This is a genomic window from Faecalibacterium taiwanense, from assembly GCF_036632915.2.
Taxonomy (GTDB): Bacteria; Bacillota; Clostridia; order Oscillospirales; family Ruminococcaceae; genus Faecalibacterium; species Faecalibacterium taiwanense.
The window spans coordinates 2,545,270-2,560,474 of the sequence record NZ_CP155552.1; the positions used below are offsets into that span (position 1 = coordinate 2,545,270).

Consider the following 15,205-nt stretch of genomic DNA (forward strand, 5'->3'; position numbering starts at 1 on the left):
TCTTGATTATTTCACACTTTACCGGATTTTGGAAGCAAACCTGCGTGAATCGCCCTAAAAGCAGCGTGAAAAGCACAATTTGTGCCGGTTTTGTTGCAGATGTCCGGCCCGCAGGCACAGCAAAGCCCCCGGCAGGTTTGCGCCTGCCGGGGGCTTTACTATGTTATGAAAGATCAATCCTTCTTCTCTGCTGTGCGGGCAAAGAAGTTGGCGAGGATCGCACCGGAAATGTTATGCCACACGGAGAACACAGCGCCGGGAATGGTAGCCAGCGGATACTGTGCAAAGTGTGCGGCGGCCAGACTGGTTGCAAGGCCGGAGTTCTGCATGCCCACCTCGATGGAGATCGCGCGGCACTTGGTGGAGTCCAGCTTGAGCAGCTTGCCCACGCCAAAGCCGGTGAGGTAGCCCAGCACATTGTGCAGGATGACCACCACAAGGATCAGCAGACCGCTGGTCATGATCTTGGCGCTGTTGGCGGAGACCACGGCGCAGATGATCAGCACGATGGCGGTAGTGGAGACCAGAGGCAGCACGCGGACGGCTTCCTCGGTGAATTTATGGAAGAAGTGATTGACCACAAAGCCCAGTGCGATGGGCACCAGCACCACCTTGACGATGGACATGAACATGCTCATGGGGTTCACGTCAACACGCTGGCCAGCGTACAGCAGGGTGAGCAGCGGGGTGAGCAGCGGAGCCAGCACGGTGGAAACAGCGGTCATGCCAACGGACAGTGCAACGTCGCCCTTGGAAAGGTAGGTCATCACGTTGGAAGAGGTGCCGCCGGGGCAGGTGCCAACCAGGATCACGCCAATGGCCAGCTCGGTGGGCAGGTGGAACACCTGCGTGAGCGCCCATGCCAGAAACGGCATGAGGGTGAACTGTGCAACGCAGCCCACGATCACATCCTTCGGGCGGCTGAACACCACCTTGAAGTCCTCCGGCTTCAGGGTAAGGCCCATGCCGAACATCACGATGCCCAGCAGGTTATTGACCCACGCCGTCTTTACCACGCTGAACGGGCCGGGGAAGAACAGGGCACCCGCGGCCACCACAATAACGATGGCGGCCATGTACTTGCCCACAAAGTCGCTTACTTTTTCCAGTGTTTTCATAATTGTTTCTCCTTTTCCTTCTGACATGCTTTGGGGCAAAAGCATCCGCAAAACAAAACGCCCTTGTCCCCTACGGTCTGTAAGAGACAAAGGCGTGTAAAATCCTCTGCGGTACCACTCTTATTGCCAGCACAACGCTGACCACTCAGTGCACGTCCAACAACGCGCGGCCCGTGATAACGGGGGCCTGCCGTTCCTGCTTACTGGGGCGCACACCGTCCATTCAGCCGGAAAGCTCGGAGAGGATCTTCCCACGGATGCCCTGCACTGCCTTGCACCAACCGGCAGCTCTCTGCAGCATTCCTTCCGGGTACTTTTTCTCGTCATAGCCGTAATATTCTTGGTGACATGGAGTATACTCCCCTGCAAAGGCAAAGTCAATAGAATGAGGCCTTCTGATTTTTCATGCAGTTCATTTCAGGAGTGAAAGTGGTTCACGCAGCAGACAAAGCAGAACGGCATCAGCGCCGACTGCTCCGGCAGGATGACGCGAAGCCATGGTCTAAAGAGTAGGCCGCAATGCCATCCCATCACACAACAAAAGACCGCTCATCTTTTCGGGTGAGCGGTCTTGCTGTTTCTGCGGTTTATTCGCCTTTGGCTTTTGTAAGCAGCATGTGCACGTATTCCGCGCAGGCATCCCAGTCGCGGGCGGCGGCCTTGTCCTTCGGCATCAGGCTGCTGGCAAGGCCCACGCCAAGGCAGCCCGCCTTGCGGAACTCCGGGATGTTCTCCGGCGTTACGCCGCCAATGGCAACATAGTTTGTGTCGTCCTGGAATCCGATAATCTGGGGCAGGAGAAAAACGACCTCTGAGCCGCTTTTCCTGTCTGATACGCAAAAAAGATCCCGTTCACCCAGAAGTGGACGGGATCTTTTATTGCTTATGGGGCTTTACTGCAGCCAATCAGGCTTTGACGAAGGCAGCTGCTTACTTTGCAGCCAGATATTTGCCCAGTTCGCGGCCCAGCGTCAGGCACATACCAATGCTCACACCGGGGATCGGGGTGATATACTCGGGACCGAAGCGCATACCGCAGGTGTTGCCGGAAGCGTACAGGCCCTCGATGGGCTGATAATCCTCGTTCATCACCTGCTGGTCATTGGTGGTCACAAAGCCGCCGGTGGTCACCAGTGCAAAGCCCAGACTCAGGGTGGTGACATGGGCGTAGAAGGGAGCCTTTGCAACTGCATTCAGGAAGTGCGGGTCCTTGGCAAAGTCGCTGTCGTAGCCCTCGGCGCAAACCTTATTGTACTGCTCCACAGTAGCGGAAAGGGCTGCAGGCTCCACACCGATGTACTCGGCCAGCTGCTCGATGGTGTCGGCGCAGTACCAGCCGTTGGCGCCCTCGGCACCAGCAGCCTTTGCGGCCTCAAAGTTGCCCTTCATGGCTTCCACCACAGCGGGCATGTCGTACTCGAATGCCTGATGGCCGGGGAAGCCGCGCAGGATCTGGGTCTCATAGGTGCTGTCGTAGATGGAGGTGATATTGCCGCGCTTTGCACGTGCCATGAAGAAGCCGTTGATCTCCGGGCCGGCAAAGGCTTCGTTCTGGAAGCGCTGGCCATTCTCGTCCACCCACAGGGGGCCGGGCAGATAGTCGGGCACGGCCATGGAGTCGAAGTTCATGGTGGAGATGTCGCCCTCCAGACGGCCGCCTGCCCACACACCCATCTGGATAGTGGAGCCGTCACGGCCAAAGGGAGCAAAGAAGTCCTCATCCTTGGTGAACAGACGCTTGATGTCCGGCAGCAGATCGTCCATCATTTCCTTGTTGCCGCCAAAGCCGCCGCCTGCCAGCACAACGCCATTCTTAGCGTTGATCTTGAGGTAATTGCCGTCGCCGTCCTGTGCGATCACGCCGGTGACCTTTGCACCGTCAATTACCAGCTGCACACCCTTGGTGCCAAACAGAGCGGTGGCATTGTCAGAGAAATTCTCCTCCACATAATTGTAGTTGTCCCAGCTCAGGTCCTTCAGCTCCAGCTGACCGGCGGTGTTGTTGTTCTTCTCGCCGCTGGCGGGGTTCTCCCAGTAGTTTTCCCACCATTCCAGCGTGCCGGTGTAGTAGTGCATGCCGTTGTTCAGCTGGTGCACGGTGTACTCGTTGTCCGGCCAGAACTGGATGCGGGTCTTGGCCAGCGTGTCCGGGTTGATCTTGTCCAGCCACCAGTCCACAGTGCTGCCGCTGTTCTTGGCAAACTTCATCACCAGTGCGGTGTTTGCCTTGCCGTGGGTCTGCATCATCCAGTTGTTCACAAACTCCACTTCGTCCACCTTGGGCACACCGTGGCTCAGCAGGTAGTCCGAGTTGATGTGGCCGATATCGTGGCCGACCGTCCACCAGCTCTCGCGGGGCATGGCTTCCAGCACCAGAACGTTCTTGCCCTCTTCGGCCAGCTCACGGTAGCAGCTCAGGCCGGCATAGCCCATACCGATGATGGCAACGTCAACATCGTAGGTCTTGGTGATCTCACTGTCCGGGATGGCTTCCGGGGCGGTGCGCCAGCTGGCAGCCTGCTCAGAAGCTTCCGGGGCAGACACTGCAGTGCCGCCCATGGCCTGTGTGATGCAGTCGTTCATGCACTGCTTCACAGCATCGCTGGTAATGGTTGCACCGGACACGCCGTCGATGGTGCTGTTCTGGGCTTCCAGCAGCTGCTTGATCAGGTCATCCTTTGCGACCTGACCGATGGAGTCGGTCTCACCGGACAGATCCAGCTGGATGTCAGTAATGGCTGTCTCGCTGAAGGTGGCGGTCATGGTGATATCGCTCATGCCCTTGGCCGTGGCAGTGTAGGTGCCCGGGGTGTACTTTGCAGCGGCAGAAGATGCAGCCGTGCTGCCGGAAGCAGCATTGCAGGCAGCCAGTGCGCTGGCGGTGATGCCGCTCATGGCAGCAGCAGAAGCCAGCTTCAGAAAGCTTTTGCGCGAGATCTTTTTCATCTTGGTGGTTCCTTTCGTTTTTCTCTTTCTTCTCAATGTGCAGAGCTGTGTGCTCCTTTTCGGTTGTTAATTCTATCACAATATCTCGCACTTGAAAAATATTGCTTTCTTTTTATAATTAGAAGTAAAAGTTATAAGCATTTTTTTAAGAGAAAAAGGAGCCGGTCATGACCCTGCAGCAGATGCGCTATTTTATTGCGGTGGCACAGAATTTGAGCTTTTCCAAAGCGGCACAGCAGCACTATGTTTCCCAAACGGCGGTCAGCCAGCAAATCAAGCTGCTAGAAGAAGAACTTGAAACCGAGCTGTTTCAGCGCACACGGCACTCGGTGGCGCTTACCAGTGCCGGGCAGGTATTCTACGAGTATGCGGTGCGCATCACCGACCTTGCGGAAGATGCCGCCCGCCGCACCCGCGCCGCTGCTGCCGAGTGCAGCACCCCGCTTGAGATTGGCATGATGAGCGGCATGGAAAATCTGCCCATTCTGGAAAAGCTGTTGCTGTTCAAGGAGCAGCACCCTGCCATTCCGCTGCACTTTCATCTTGGGGATTTTCCCACCCTGAAAAAACGCCTGCAGCAGAAAAAGCTGGACTTTGCCCTGCAGCTGGAGCTGGTCCCGCTGGAGGATGCCTCCTCCCTGCTGCGTGCTCAAGTAGGCCAGCTGCGCCAGTACGTAGTGCTCAATCGCCAGAGCCACCTGTCCAGCTATGCGTCCCTGCACCGCAGCCAGCTTGCCAGCGAACAATATTATGTACCCGCCATGGACCGGGAGTTGTGGAACCAGTTTGCGCAAGTCCTCACCCGCCACGGCAGCGACCCGCAGAACATCAAATTTGCGTATTCCATGGAGGAGTTGATGCTGCAGCTGGCTTTCTACGGCGGCTATACCATCCTTGCCGAGCCGGTGCTGGCTCAGCTGCCCGCCAACAAAAACCTCACCTTTATCCCGCTGGAAAACGATACCGTTCCCGCTTGGGCCGTATGGAACCGCGAGAACATCTCGCCCGCCCTCCGGCTGCTTCTGCGTGAGCTGGATATTGACCCGTGACATGCTACAGAACGCATTGACGATCTTGCGTAAAAGCACTGCTCTTTTTTCAGAAATTCAGCAAGAAAGGTCTCTCCGGCGCTGCGTGGAGAAATGCAAAGGTCGATCACATGAATCAAAACGATCCTGTCCCGGACGATTTCACTCTTTCGCCGGCCTTTGTGGATGCACTGCCCGCGCTGTTTTTTTGCCTGCAACATGGTACTGGTGGCAGGAATTTTGCTTTTATCATGAATATACAGTGAGCCGGAAGCCTCTGATCTACAGAAGGCTTCCGGCTCATTTGCTATGGATTTTTTACGTAGATGCCATTCGAGTCCTTGATCGAAACAAAAAATTCCACGTCATACGACTTGGGATTTCCTGGTAGCCTATTCTGTTGCTCAAACATCCCACTGGGGTGTTTGTTGCTGTCGCAAACGCAAACTTCCGATAAACAAAAAACGTACCCGAACCCTTTTTCATAAAGAATGGGGTTCGAGTACGAACTGTATGGTGGAGAATTAGGGACTCGAACCCCAGACCCCCTGCGTGTGATGCAGGTGCTCTAACCAGCTGAGCTAATCCTCCATATTTTGTTTTGTGCGTTCCGAACTGGAACGTGATTATTATAGCACGGCCTTTGCCAAAATGCAAGCCCTAATTTTAAAAAAATCACACTTTTTGTATCCGCTTTCCGGTTGCCCTTTGATGCCAAATCGTGTATACTGAACACAGAAACTTTCCCACCGGGAAAAGAGGTACAAAAAATGCTGACACTTCGTGGAATCATTACGCTGATCGTTCTGATCGTTCTGTTTGCACTGGCCGTTGTGTGGATCTCCAAGCAGGGCGGCTGGAAGGGCGAGGGCTGCGGCGGCAACTGTGCATCCTGCCACAGCCACTGCGAAAAACAGGACCCGAACAAAAAAGCCTGAGTTCAAAAATGCCCCCGGACATTGCCTGCTGGCAGCGTCCGGGGGCATTCTGCTTTCAACTTTCCGTCTCGCGGTAAAACACCCCGCGCTCTGCCGCGTACACGGCAATGGTGCTCAGCAGGTCCTGATGGGCTTTCTGGTAAGTAGTGCGGCCGATGTGCAGCTGATCGATCACATCGTCCTCCGTGCGGTGCTGCACATAGCGCAGCTCGAACAGATCCGCACGCAGCGGGTCGGTTTTACGGTAATAGGCAAGGCCCTCCTCAATGGCGGCGCACCAGCTGCGCTCCACCGGGCTTCGTGCACGCTGCCGCATCCCATACCGGTACAGTGCCAGCCGCGTCTGATTTCTCTGCTCGCTTGTCATGTTCTGCCCTCCTCTTTTCATCCGCGCGGCGTGCCAGCACTTCGCGGCGGTTCTGCTCTTCAAAAAAGCAGAGATCCCGCTCGTACATGCTCAGACCAAGCACCGCGCTCAGCCGTTCTGCTTCGCTCAGCTTGAACTGTGTGCGCCCCTGCAGTTTCAGGTTCAGCGCATTGGGGCTGATCTTCAAGGCTCGTGCCACATACTGCATCTTGTACCCACTGGCGCGGATATAATCCCGGATCATTTCAGTATTTGCCATATTCCGCTCTCCTTTTTTCGTATCGGCAATGCCGTTCAACAATCTTTAGTTGTAGTATATTCCTGCATTGATTCAGTGTCAACCCATTTTTGCAAATTCGCAGAAAAAAGTTGATTTTAATGCAATTTTTTGGTATACTTCTGGTAACAGCATTCTTTTTACAGAACAACCATACGTTTTTCAGAGAGGTTTCGCATGTCTGAGCTTTCTACCCGTCTGCATCTGCGCCGCAAAGAACTGGGCCTTTCGCAGGAAGAGCTTGCCCAGCGCATGGGCTATCGGTCCAAATCCTCCATTACCAAGCTGGAAAAAGGCATCAACGACCTGCCGCAGTCCAAGGTGGAAGAGCTGGCAGCCGCGCTGGAGACCACCCCTGCCTATCTGCTGGGGCTGGACGCACCCTGTCCGCCGCCGGGCTTTGAGCCGCTGCCTGCCATGACGCAGGTCCCGCTGATCGGTTCCATTGCCTGCGGCACTCCTATCACGGCAGAGCAGAACATTGAACGCTATATCGGCGTTCCCGCCGCGTGGCGCGCCGACTTTGCCCTGACCTGCCACGGTGACAGCATGTCTCCCACCATCTGCGACGGCGACATCGTATGCATTCGCTGCCAGCCGGAGGTGGAGCAGGGCGAGATCGCCGCAGTGCGCATTGGCGGCGAGGCCACCCTCAAGCACTTCCACCGGCAGGGTGATGCTGTGATGCTGCTTGCGGACAATGCCGCCGTCTGTCCACCCATGATCTTTACCGGCCTGCAGCTGGAAGAGCTGCACATTGAGGGCCGCGCTGTCGGCCTGTGCCGGGGGCTGTGAGCCGCCTGCAGTCTTTCAGGCACGTTTCATAAAAGAAGGAGGCTTCTCATGTTTTTCTCCCGCAAAAAGCCTGCCCGTTCTTACGACCCCGCCACCCAGCAGCCTGCACTGCGGTGCAGCATCTGCACCGGGGAGCAGGTGGCCGGTTTCATCTCCCCGGATGGCCATTTCGAGGACGTTCAGCTCATCCGCACGCCTCAGGAACTGGACGCATTCCGGGCACAGTACGGCATCCCGCCGGAATGCCCCCTGAAAAAGATCTATTAAAAGGAGTTCACCATGCCCACTGCACCTGAAGAGATGACCCTGAAGGTCATTGCCCATATCCATACTGCCTTTCCCACCAAGTTCGGCATCCCGCGCCAGAGCGGCCTTGTGGACGAGCTGCGCGGCGAGGTGATCTTTACGCCCGAATACCGCAATGCCGATGCCGTGCGCGGTCTGGAAGATTTCAGTCACATCTGGCTGGTGTGGCAGTTCTCCGGCGCGGTGCGGGACAGCTGGTCCCCCACTGTACGCCCGCCGCGCTTGGGCGGCAACACCCGCATGGGCGTGTTCGCCACCCGGTCGCCCTTCCGTCCCAATCCTCTGGGCCTTTCCAGCGTGCGTCTGGAAGGCATCGAGAACCGGCCGGACGTTGGCCCGGTGCTCATCGTGCGCGGTGCCGACCTGATGGATGGCACCCCCATCTACGACATCAAGCCTTACATCCCCTATGCCGACTGCCACCCGGATGCCGCCGAGGGCTTTACCGGCCAGACCCAGTTCCACCGTCTGCAGGTACAGTTCCCGCCCGAACTGCTGGCACAGGTGCCGCAGGCCGACCGCGCCGCCCTGACCGGCGTACTGGCAGGTGACCCGCGCCCCTCCTACCAGCACGACCCGCAGCGGGTGTACGGCATGGAGTTCGGCCCGGTAGAGGTGCATTTTACCGTGGATGGCGAGGTGCTCACCGTGACCGGCATCGCCCGCCGCTGAGAGGAAGCGTTTATGGAACTGCGGAACATCAATACCTTTTTGCACATCGCCGAGCTGCACAGCTTTTCCCGCACTGCGCGGCAGCTTGGCTATTCCCAGTCGGCGGTGTCCTCCCAGATCGCACAGCTGGAAGCAGAGCTGGGCGCACCGCTGTTCGACCGCGTGGGCAAGACCGTGCGGCTCACCGATGCGGGCCAGACCTTTTTAGGCTATGCACGCACCCTGCTGGCCACGGCGCAGCAGGCGCAGGCTGCCCTGCAGCCCGCCCGGCAGATCAGCGGCAGTCTGCGCATCGCGCTGGCGGATTCGGTGTGCTCCACCTTCCTGCCCGGTCTGCTCAAACGCTACCACGCCCTGTGCCCGCAGGTGGAGCTGGTGCTGTGCACCGCCACTGCCGACGGAATGCTGCAGATGCTGGGCACAAATCAGATCGATCTGGCCTATACGCTGGACCAGCCCCTGCTGCAGCCCAATCTGGTGCTTGCGGCGGATGTGCCGGAGCCGGTGTGTTTTATTGCACCGTCCGCTCACCCGCTTGCCGGGCAGGAAGTCGTTACGCTGGAAGAGCTGCCCCGGCAGGAATTTCTGCTCACTGAGCGCGGCATGAGCTACCGCGACGCTTTGGATCAGTGCCTTGCCGCCCGCGGCCTTGCCATCCACCCTTATCTGGAGCTGGGCAGCGCTGCGCTGCTGTGCCAGATGGTGGAGCAGGGCATGGGTCTTTCCTTCCTGCCGGAGTACATCGTGCGTCCGGCGCTGGCCGCAGGTCGTCTTGCCCGGCTGAATGTGCCGGACTGCACCGTGGAGATGCACCGTCAGCTGTTTTACCACCGTGACAAATGGCTGACCCCTCAGATGAAAGCCTTTATCGAGCTGGTGCACCAGCCCGCGCCCGGCACTGCCAGCAAATGAAAAGAGCACGGGTCCATTGAAGCGCAAAGCTGAACACACAAACGAAAAACCGCCGAAGGCTTTCCTTCGGCGGTTTCTCTTATGATAGGAGAATCAAAAATGATCGTCGCTAAAAGTTTAGTTCAGGATGGTCAGCTCGGTCTCGACGTCGAACAGGTGGACCTTGTGGGGATCGAATGCAACGCGGACGGTGTCTCCGTTGCGAGCCTTGGAGGTGGGAGCCACACGAGCGGTCATCTTGTTGCCCTTGTACTCCAGATACAGGTAGATCTCAGCGCCCATCATTTCGGAGACGTCCACCTGAGCATCCAGCTGGCAGTCAGTGTGCTTTGCCATAAACTCGGGCTCGTCGTCGATATCCTCGGGACGGATGCCCATCTTGATCTTCTTGCCGACGTAAGCATCCAGCTTGCCGTCTGCGGTCTTCTCCTTGGGCAGGGGGATCACGTCGCCGCCCAGATCAACACCGTACAGCTCACCCTTCTTGATCAGGGTGCCGTCCAGAAAGTTCATCTGGGGGCTGCCGATGAAGCCAGCAACGAACATGTTGCAAGGCATATCGTACAGGTTCTGCGGGGTATCGACCTGCTGGATGATGCCGTCCTTCATAACAACGATACGGTCGCCCATGGTCATAGCCTCGGTCTGGTCGTGAGTAACGTAGATGAAGGTGGTAGCCAGCTTCTTGTGCAGCTTGATGATCTCGGTACGCATGGAGGTACGCAGCTTAGCATCCAGGTTGGACAGAGGCTCGTCCAGCAGGAAGACTGCCGGGTTACGAACCATTGCACGGCCCAGAGCAACACGCTGACGCTGACCACCGGACAGAGCCTTGGGCTTGCGGTCCAGCAGATGCTCGATCTCCAGGATCTTAGCAGCCTCGTGCACGCGCTTATCGATCTCGTCCTTCGGGGTCTTGCGCAGTTCCAGACCGAAAGCGATGTTCTTGTAAACGGTCATGTGGGGGTACAGAGCGTAGCTCTGGAACACCATTGCGATATCACGATCCTTCGGGGGAACGTCGTTGATCAGACGGCCGCCGATGTACATTTCGCCCTTGGAGATCTCCTCCAGACCGGCGATCATGCGCAGGGTGGTGGACTTGCCGCAGCCAGAGGGGCCGACGAAGATGATGAATTCCTTATCCTGGATCTCCAGGTTAAAGTCGGTAACAGAGGGAGCGGTAGCACCCGGATAGATCTTATAGATGTGCTGGCAGCTGATCGAAGCCATAGTCGTTTGCCTCCATAATTTTTAAGGTTCCCACGCTCTTGACGGCGTGTTCATTCGTTGGTACTATAATAACAGATAATTTTGTGATATAAAATAGCATTTTATTGATTAGAGGTGTCAGATATTGCTTTTTGACTGGAACACCATCGCTTTTCCCGCTTCCGTGCAGGATCTGCAGCTGTCTGCCCCCCTCACCCTCTCCGGCGAAGGACTGTGGGTGTGCCTTGTGTCCAGCGGCCAGTGCTCTGCATCCGTACCTGCTGCCGGGCCGCTGCCGCTGGGTGCAGCGCTCATTTTGCCGCCGCAGTCCGTGCCTGCCGGGCACCTGATCCTGAGCCGTGCCCCGCTGGCCCTTGTGCCGGAAAGCATCTGCCATCTGCTCTGCGTCCAGCTTACCGGGCAGGCGGCTTCCCAGTTTCTGGCCGGGCTGCACGAACTGCCCTTCCTTGCCAAGGGCGGTTCCTGCCCGGCCGCTGCCGAACTGATGGACCGCCTTGCTGAGGAAAAGGCCGCCCACAGCCGTGCCCGCAGCCAGTTGGCCTACGCACTGTTGTGTGAGCTGGCCGATGCCGACAGTGCCGCGTCCGCCCTGCCGCCGCTGGTGCAGGCCGCCATTGAGGACATCCGCGCAAACTACGCGGGCCTTTACGGCGTGGAGGAGCTGAGCGAGCGGCTGGGCGTGTCCAAGAGCCATCTAGTGCGCACCTTTACCGCAGCCATTGGCGTGTCGCCGGGCAAATACCTCACCACGGTGCGCGTTGAAGCAGCCCAGCGGCTGCTGCTCCACCGGGAGTACACACTGGACGTGGTAGCCAGCCTGTGCGGCTTTTCCGGTGCCAACTACCTGTGCCGGGTGTTCAAAAAAGAAACCGGCCAATCCCCCGCACAGTGGCGGGCAATGGCCGGTCACGCCGCGCAGAGTGGGCTTTCGCCCGAGGAATCTCTGCGCGAACAGGAGCTTTATATTTAAGGGCTATGCGGTCTGCTTTTTACCGCGCAGCAGCAAAAACAGGGTCAGCACTGCGGTGAGCAGTTCCGATGCCGGGAACGCTGCCCACACACCATTCATGCCAAACAGGCGGCTCAGCACCAGCGAGCAGGCCACGATGGCCACCATGCCGCGGCAGATGGAGGTGACGGAGGCTTCCACCGGGCGGTTGGTCGCGCTCAGGTAGCCCGCCGCCACGATGTTGAACCCGGCAAAGAAGTAGCCCACAAAGTACAGCCGCATGCCCATGTGGGCAAACTGCGCCATCTGGGCGGAGCTTTCGCTGTTGAACACGCCCACCAGTGCATCGGTAGCACCAAAGATGATGCCGTACAGCACCGCTGCCAGCACCAGTGCGGTGCAGCTGCCCAGGATGAGCAGCTTTCTGGCACCGGCCTTGTCGCTTTTGCCGTAGCACTCGCTCACCAGCGGCTGTGCACCCTGTGCTACGCCGTTGAAGATGGCCGTTGCCACCAGCGCAAAGTTCGCCACCACGCCATAGGCCGCCACGGCCACATTGCCCGCCAGACCCAGCAGCAGGAAGTTGAATACGGTGGTGGTAACGCCGGAGGACATCTCACCCACAAAGCCGGAGATGCCAAGCTGGCAGCTCTGGCCCAGCAGCCTTGCCGAGGGGCGCTGGCGCACGAACCGCACGCTGTTCTCCTTTTAAAGAAGTGGCGGCTGCAGATGGAAATGCTGATGATGGGAGACACGGCGGTGGCCAGCGCCGCACCGGCCAGCCCCAGCCCCATGGGAAACATGAAAATATAGTCGAACACCACATTGAACAGGCTGCTGCTCAGGGTAGCCACCATGGCAAGGGAGGGGTCGCCGTCGTTGCGCACAAAGGCCGACACGATATAGTTGCACATGAAGAAGGGCGTGAACATAAGGAAGATACGGGCATACGGGATGCCCAGCGCCATGATCCCCGCGTCACCGCCCATCAGCCGCAGAAGGCCGCCGGGCGCAAAAATGCCCACCAGCAGGAACGGCACGCTGAGCACACAGGCGCAGAAGATGGCATTGGAAAAATAGCGCTGGCAGCGCTCGTCTCCCTGCGCCTTGAGGATGGCGTAGCGGGTGGCCGCGCCAAGGCCGACCATGGAGCCGACGGCAAAGATGAAGTTGTAGACCGGCAGGCAGAGGTTGAGCAGGGTCACGCCGTCGGTACCCGCCGCCTGCGAGATGAAATAGGTATCGGCCAGAATGTAGCACGAGGTGCCCAGCAGGCCGAAGATATTCTGTGATACATATTTAAAGAACTGTTTTGTCAGGTTCATCCAAGTTCCCTTTCATGGCATTTTTTACGCATACCGGCATATTTTAGCACACCCCAAAATGCAAGTCAACACAAAAACGCCCTGTACCGCGCAAAAAAGCATTGACAGTCCGGGCTCTGGCCCTTACACTGGGAGCGGTCACAAAATCATCCCCCTCGCCGGGGGAAGTCTTTTATTACCAGCATCTTAATTTGGGAGGTTCTCTATGTCCGGCAGCACACTGTTTTCCATTGGCGAAGCACTCATCGATATGATCCCGTCCAGGGTGGGCTGTTCTTTTGACGAGGTTCCCTCGTTCAGCCCGCGCACTGGCGGCGCACCGGCCAACGTGTGCGCGGCCTTTGCCCGGCTGGGCGGCAAAAGTGCTTTTCTGAGCCAGCTGGGCGACGACCCCTTCGGCCACAAGATCGCCCGGGAATTGGAAGCCTGCGGCATCGATCTCTCCCATCTGGCCTTTACCGACAAGGCCAGCACAGCCCTTGCCTTTGTCAGTCTGGAAGAGGACGGCAGCCGCACCCTCAGCTTCTACCGCAAACCCTCGGCGGACCTGCTTTATTCTCCGGAGCAGATCGACCCGGCATGGTTCGCCGATGCCTTTGCCCTGCATTTCTGCAGTGTCTCGCTGGTGGACAGCCCCATGCGCTACGCCCACCTTGCGGCCATCTCCGCCGCACGCGAAGCTGGTGCTATCGTCAGCTTTGACCCGAACCTGCGCTTCCCCTCTGGCCGGACCGCGACATGCTGCGCGGGACCGTGCTGCAGTTCCTGCCGCTTTCCAACATCCTCAAAATTTCGGATGAAGAGCTGGAATTTCTCACCGGCACTACGGACATTGAATCCGCCCTGCCGCAGCTGCTTGTGGGCGATGTGCAGCTGGTGCTGTACACCTGCGGCAGCAGCGGTGCCCACGCCTACACCCGCACCGCCCATGGCTTTGCCCCCTGCCGGAAAGTCCGGGCTGTGGACACCACCGGCGCAGGCGACGGCTTCATCGGCTCGTTTTTGTGGCAGCTGGAACGTGATGGCGTGACACTGGAAAAACTGGCAAAGCTCAGCAAAACAAAGCTGAACGAATACCTTGCCTTTTCCAACCAGTTCTGCGGCATCAGCGTGCAGACGAATGGTGCCATCGACAGCTACCCCACCCTTGACCAGATGCAGTAAAACATACAATATGCCCTACGTCACAGAACCGCAGGGCTTCTTTTTCATTTACAATTTGTAGTATTGCGCTGCCATATTCCAATTTTGTCCTGTTTTCGACATCTTTTCTGCCAGTTTAAGATTTGTTTATCCTTTGTACAAGCCTTGTTTTTATTCTCTGCCCGGTTCCATGATACCATAAGGGCAAGAACAACAAGCAGGGAGGCTTTATCCATGTCCTTTGAATTTACCCTTCTGGATGCCTTACAGGCTCTACGCTGTCCGGTGCTGGATGCACTGGCGGTGTTTTTCGATCAGGCCGGTGCCCACGGTGAGATCTGGATCGCCTTCACGGCGGTACTGCTGGCGTTCCGGCGCACCCGCCGGGTCGGGCTGGCCATGGCGCTGGCGCTGGGCCTTTATATGCTGGCGGGCCACTGCGCCTTAAAGCCGCTGTTCGCACGCCCGCGCCCCTGCGACCTCCGGCCGGAGATGCTCACGCTGGTGGCCCGGCCCCATGGCTGGTCCTTCCCTTCCGGACACACATCCTCCGCCTTTGCCGCTGCCTTTGCGCTCTGGCTGCAGAACCGCAGGCTCGGCATCCCGGCTCTTGTGCTGGCCGGGTTCATCGGCTTCACGCGGATGTACCTGTATGTGCATTTCCCCACCGACATTCTGGGCGGCGTAGCACTGGGCCTTGCAGTGGGGGCCTGCGGCTCCATGCTGGCAGATAAGATCAGCAACAAATGGGCGAAACGAAGTGAAGTAAAACGAACTGTATAAACCAATTTCGTCTCGCACTCGTTCTTGCTTTGCTTTTTACATTCAGATGAAGTATATCGCTTCGATCCTATTCGTGAAAAAGAGCCTCGGAAAAATCCGCAGATTTTTCCGAGGCTCAACGAATTATAATAGAATTTCCGCTAAAACAGCCAAAGCGCACGCGGCGGCTATTCCCAATCGTTCTCTTGCATTCAGGTAAAAACAAAAGCAGCCAGCACCGTGGAAAGGAGGATAAAGCGGTGCTGGCTGCGGTATGAGAACTCCCGAACTTTGCGGCGGATCAGGAGGGATTTGGTAGTCTGTCCGCCGTCGTTGGCGATTGCCTGGCATAGGCGGGGGACAGTGTTTTAATAAGTACCTGCTGGGCTGTGCCAGATGCACCAGCCCCCGCAGGTGAAAGCCCTTGTCGGCTT

At 57.8% G+C, this 15,205-nt stretch carries 17 protein-coding genes, 1 tRNA gene, 1 pseudogene and 1 other annotated feature; of the genes and pseudogenes, 11 read left to right on the forward strand and 8 right to left on the reverse strand.

From position 1 onward, the window contains the following. Window positions 1–173: 173 nt before the first annotated feature. Window positions 174–1,118 (reverse strand): bile acid:sodium symporter family protein, encoded by a 945-nt coding sequence (locus PXT33_RS12595; protein WP_097777253.1) that lies wholly within the window; start codon window positions 1,116–1,118, stop codon window positions 174–176. A gap of 79 nt (window positions 1,119–1,197) precedes the next feature. After that, window positions 1,198–1,454, reverse strand: a binding site (T-box leader). 281 nt (window positions 1,455–1,735) lie between these two features. Here PXT33_RS12595 and PXT33_RS12600 point away from each other — a divergent pair. Continuing rightward, entirely contained in the window at window positions 1,736–1,933 is a 198-nt protein-coding gene (locus PXT33_RS12600; RefSeq protein WP_347070357.1) for a hypothetical protein, read from the forward strand. Between the two features lie 115 nt (window positions 1,934–2,048). On the opposite strand, the gene PXT33_RS12605 is transcribed toward PXT33_RS12600, so the two are convergent. Further along, window positions 2,049–4,064: an FAD-dependent oxidoreductase gene (locus tag PXT33_RS12605; protein WP_332376718.1), complete on the reverse strand. Its 2,016-nt coding sequence runs from the start codon at window positions 4,062–4,064 to the stop codon at window positions 2,049–2,051. A gap of 167 nt (window positions 4,065–4,231) precedes the next feature. Here PXT33_RS12605 and PXT33_RS12610 point away from each other — a divergent pair, with 167 nt between their 5' ends. Continuing rightward, complete coding sequence (locus tag PXT33_RS12610; protein WP_223388642.1) at window positions 4,232–5,113, forward strand: LysR family transcriptional regulator; 882 nt, start codon at window positions 4,232–4,234, stop codon at window positions 5,111–5,113. Window positions 5,114–5,223: 110 nt separating this feature from the next. Next, window positions 5,224–5,358, forward strand: a complete 135-nt coding sequence (locus PXT33_RS12615) for a hypothetical protein (protein ID WP_347070358.1) — start codon at window positions 5,224–5,226, stop codon at window positions 5,356–5,358. Window positions 5,359–5,606: 248 nt separating this feature from the next. Here the strand turns inward: PXT33_RS12615 and PXT33_RS12620 are convergent. Further along, window positions 5,607–5,683: transfer RNA gene (locus PXT33_RS12620), tRNA-Val, on the reverse strand. A 179-nt stretch (window positions 5,684–5,862) separates the two neighbouring features. Here PXT33_RS12620 and PXT33_RS12625 point away from each other — a divergent pair. Beyond that, complete coding sequence (locus tag PXT33_RS12625; RefSeq protein ID WP_044953787.1) at window positions 5,863–6,030, forward strand: FeoB-associated Cys-rich membrane protein; 168 nt, start codon at window positions 5,863–5,865, stop codon at window positions 6,028–6,030. A gap of 55 nt (window positions 6,031–6,085) precedes the next feature. Here the strand turns inward: PXT33_RS12625 and PXT33_RS12630 are convergent, their stop codons facing one another. Together PXT33_RS12630 and PXT33_RS12635 are read right to left on the reverse strand one after the other, a co-directional pair. Beyond that, entirely contained in the window at window positions 6,086–6,322 is a 237-nt protein-coding gene (locus tag PXT33_RS12630; protein ID WP_332376720.1) for a hypothetical protein, read from the reverse strand. Then, on the reverse strand, window positions 6,294–6,656 hold the full coding sequence (locus PXT33_RS12635; protein ID WP_005942847.1) for a helix-turn-helix transcriptional regulator: 363 nt from the start codon (window positions 6,654–6,656) through the stop codon (window positions 6,294–6,296). The genes PXT33_RS12630 and PXT33_RS12635 overlap by 29 nt, the downstream gene beginning before the upstream one ends. A 195-nt stretch (window positions 6,657–6,851) precedes the next feature. On the opposite strand from PXT33_RS12635, the gene PXT33_RS12640 reads away from it, so the two are divergent. Genes PXT33_RS12640 through PXT33_RS12655 form a run of 4 tightly spaced genes read left to right on the forward strand, consistent with a single transcriptional unit; the run spans window position 6,852 to window position 9,359 of the window. After that, window positions 6,852–7,469, forward strand: a complete 618-nt coding sequence (locus PXT33_RS12640) for a LexA family transcriptional regulator (protein ID WP_120120483.1) — start codon at window positions 6,852–6,854, stop codon at window positions 7,467–7,469. Between the two features lie 48 nt (window positions 7,470–7,517). Beyond that, window positions 7,518–7,736: an aspartate dehydrogenase gene (locus tag PXT33_RS12645; protein WP_097773793.1), complete on the forward strand. Its 219-nt coding sequence runs from the start codon at window positions 7,518–7,520 to the stop codon at window positions 7,734–7,736. 12 nt (window positions 7,737–7,748) lie between these two features. Continuing rightward, window positions 7,749–8,447 carry a tRNA (N6-threonylcarbamoyladenosine(37)-N6)-methyltransferase TrmO gene (gene tsaA / locus PXT33_RS12650; RefSeq protein WP_332376721.1) on the forward strand — a complete coding sequence of 233 codons (699 nt, stop codon included), beginning with the start codon at window positions 7,749–7,751 and terminating at the stop codon, window positions 8,445–8,447. 12 nt (window positions 8,448–8,459) lie between these two features. Continuing rightward, window positions 8,460–9,359 (forward strand): LysR family transcriptional regulator, encoded by a 900-nt coding sequence (locus PXT33_RS12655; RefSeq protein WP_120020387.1) that lies wholly within the window; start codon window positions 8,460–8,462, stop codon window positions 9,357–9,359. A 117-nt stretch (window positions 9,360–9,476) separates the two neighbouring features. Here the strand turns inward: PXT33_RS12655 and PXT33_RS12660 are convergent, their stop codons facing one another. Continuing rightward, window positions 9,477–10,592, reverse strand: a complete 1,116-nt coding sequence (locus PXT33_RS12660) for a sn-glycerol-3-phosphate ABC transporter ATP-binding protein UgpC (protein WP_332376722.1) — start codon at window positions 10,590–10,592, stop codon at window positions 9,477–9,479. A gap of 124 nt (window positions 10,593–10,716) precedes the next feature. Here PXT33_RS12660 and PXT33_RS12665 point away from each other — a divergent pair, with 124 nt between their 5' ends. Then, the gene (locus PXT33_RS12665; RefSeq protein WP_347070359.1) at window positions 10,717–11,562 is read left to right on the forward strand and encodes an AraC family transcriptional regulator; all 846 of its coding nucleotides are present in this window, start codon (window positions 10,717–10,719) and stop codon (window positions 11,560–11,562) included. A 3-nt stretch (window positions 11,563–11,565) separates the two neighbouring features. On the opposite strand, the gene PXT33_RS12670 is transcribed toward PXT33_RS12665, so the two are convergent. Both PXT33_RS12670 and PXT33_RS12675 read right to left on the reverse strand, forming a co-directional pair. Then, a complete protein-coding gene (locus PXT33_RS12670; RefSeq protein ID WP_347070557.1) occupies window positions 11,566–12,096 on the reverse strand; it encodes an MATE family efflux transporter in 531 nt (176 codons plus the stop codon). Continuing rightward, a complete protein-coding gene (locus tag PXT33_RS12675; RefSeq protein ID WP_347070360.1) occupies window positions 12,027–12,866 on the reverse strand; it encodes an MATE family efflux transporter in 840 nt (279 codons plus the stop codon). Before PXT33_RS12675 ends, PXT33_RS12670 begins: the two co-directional genes overlap by 70 nt. Before the next feature lie 250 nt (window positions 12,867–13,116). Between PXT33_RS12675 and PXT33_RS12680 the strand changes: the two are divergent. Continuing rightward, a pseudogene (locus PXT33_RS12680) lies at window positions 13,117–14,030 on the forward strand (carbohydrate kinase family protein). Between the two features lie 213 nt (window positions 14,031–14,243). Further along, a complete protein-coding gene (locus tag PXT33_RS12685) occupies window positions 14,244–14,792 on the forward strand; it encodes a phosphatase PAP2 family protein (protein ID WP_332376726.1) in 549 nt (182 codons plus the stop codon). The last annotated feature ends 413 nt before the right edge of the window (window positions 14,793–15,205 follow it).

Excerpts from the sequence above, each read along its gene's own strand:
- PXT33_RS12595 (WP_097777253.1), bottom strand. The coding sequence starts at position 1,118 with ATGAAAACACTGGAAAAAGTAAGCGACTTTGTGGGCAAGTACATGGCC.
- PXT33_RS12605 (WP_332376718.1), bottom strand. The coding sequence starts at position 4,064 with ATGAAAAAGATCTCGCGCAAAAGCTTTCTGAAGCTGGCTTCTGCTGCT.
- PXT33_RS12610 (WP_223388642.1), top strand. The coding sequence starts at position 4,232 with ATGACCCTGCAGCAGATGCGCTATTTTATTGCGGTGGCACAGAATTTG.
- PXT33_RS12615 (WP_347070358.1), top strand. The coding sequence starts at position 5,224 with ATGAATCAAAACGATCCTGTCCCGGACGATTTCACTCTTTCGCCGGCC.
- PXT33_RS12625 (WP_044953787.1), top strand. The coding sequence starts at position 5,863 with ATGCTGACACTTCGTGGAATCATTACGCTGATCGTTCTGATCGTTCTG.
- PXT33_RS12635 (WP_005942847.1), bottom strand. The coding sequence starts at position 6,656 with ATGGCAAATACTGAAATGATCCGGGATTATATCCGCGCCAGTGGGTAC.
- PXT33_RS12640 (WP_120120483.1), top strand. The coding sequence starts at position 6,852 with ATGTCTGAGCTTTCTACCCGTCTGCATCTGCGCCGCAAAGAACTGGGC.
- PXT33_RS12645 (WP_097773793.1), top strand. The coding sequence starts at position 7,518 with ATGTTTTTCTCCCGCAAAAAGCCTGCCCGTTCTTACGACCCCGCCACC.
- tsaA (WP_332376721.1), top strand. The coding sequence starts at position 7,749 with ATGCCCACTGCACCTGAAGAGATGACCCTGAAGGTCATTGCCCATATC.
- PXT33_RS12655 (WP_120020387.1), top strand. The coding sequence starts at position 8,460 with ATGGAACTGCGGAACATCAATACCTTTTTGCACATCGCCGAGCTGCAC.
- PXT33_RS12660 (WP_332376722.1), bottom strand. The coding sequence starts at position 10,592 with ATGGCTTCGATCAGCTGCCAGCACATCTATAAGATCTATCCGGGTGCT.
- PXT33_RS12675 (WP_347070360.1), bottom strand. The coding sequence starts at position 12,866 with ATGAACCTGACAAAACAGTTCTTTAAATATGTATCACAGAATATCTTC.
- PXT33_RS12685 (WP_332376726.1), top strand. The coding sequence starts at position 14,244 with ATGTCCTTTGAATTTACCCTTCTGGATGCCTTACAGGCTCTACGCTGT.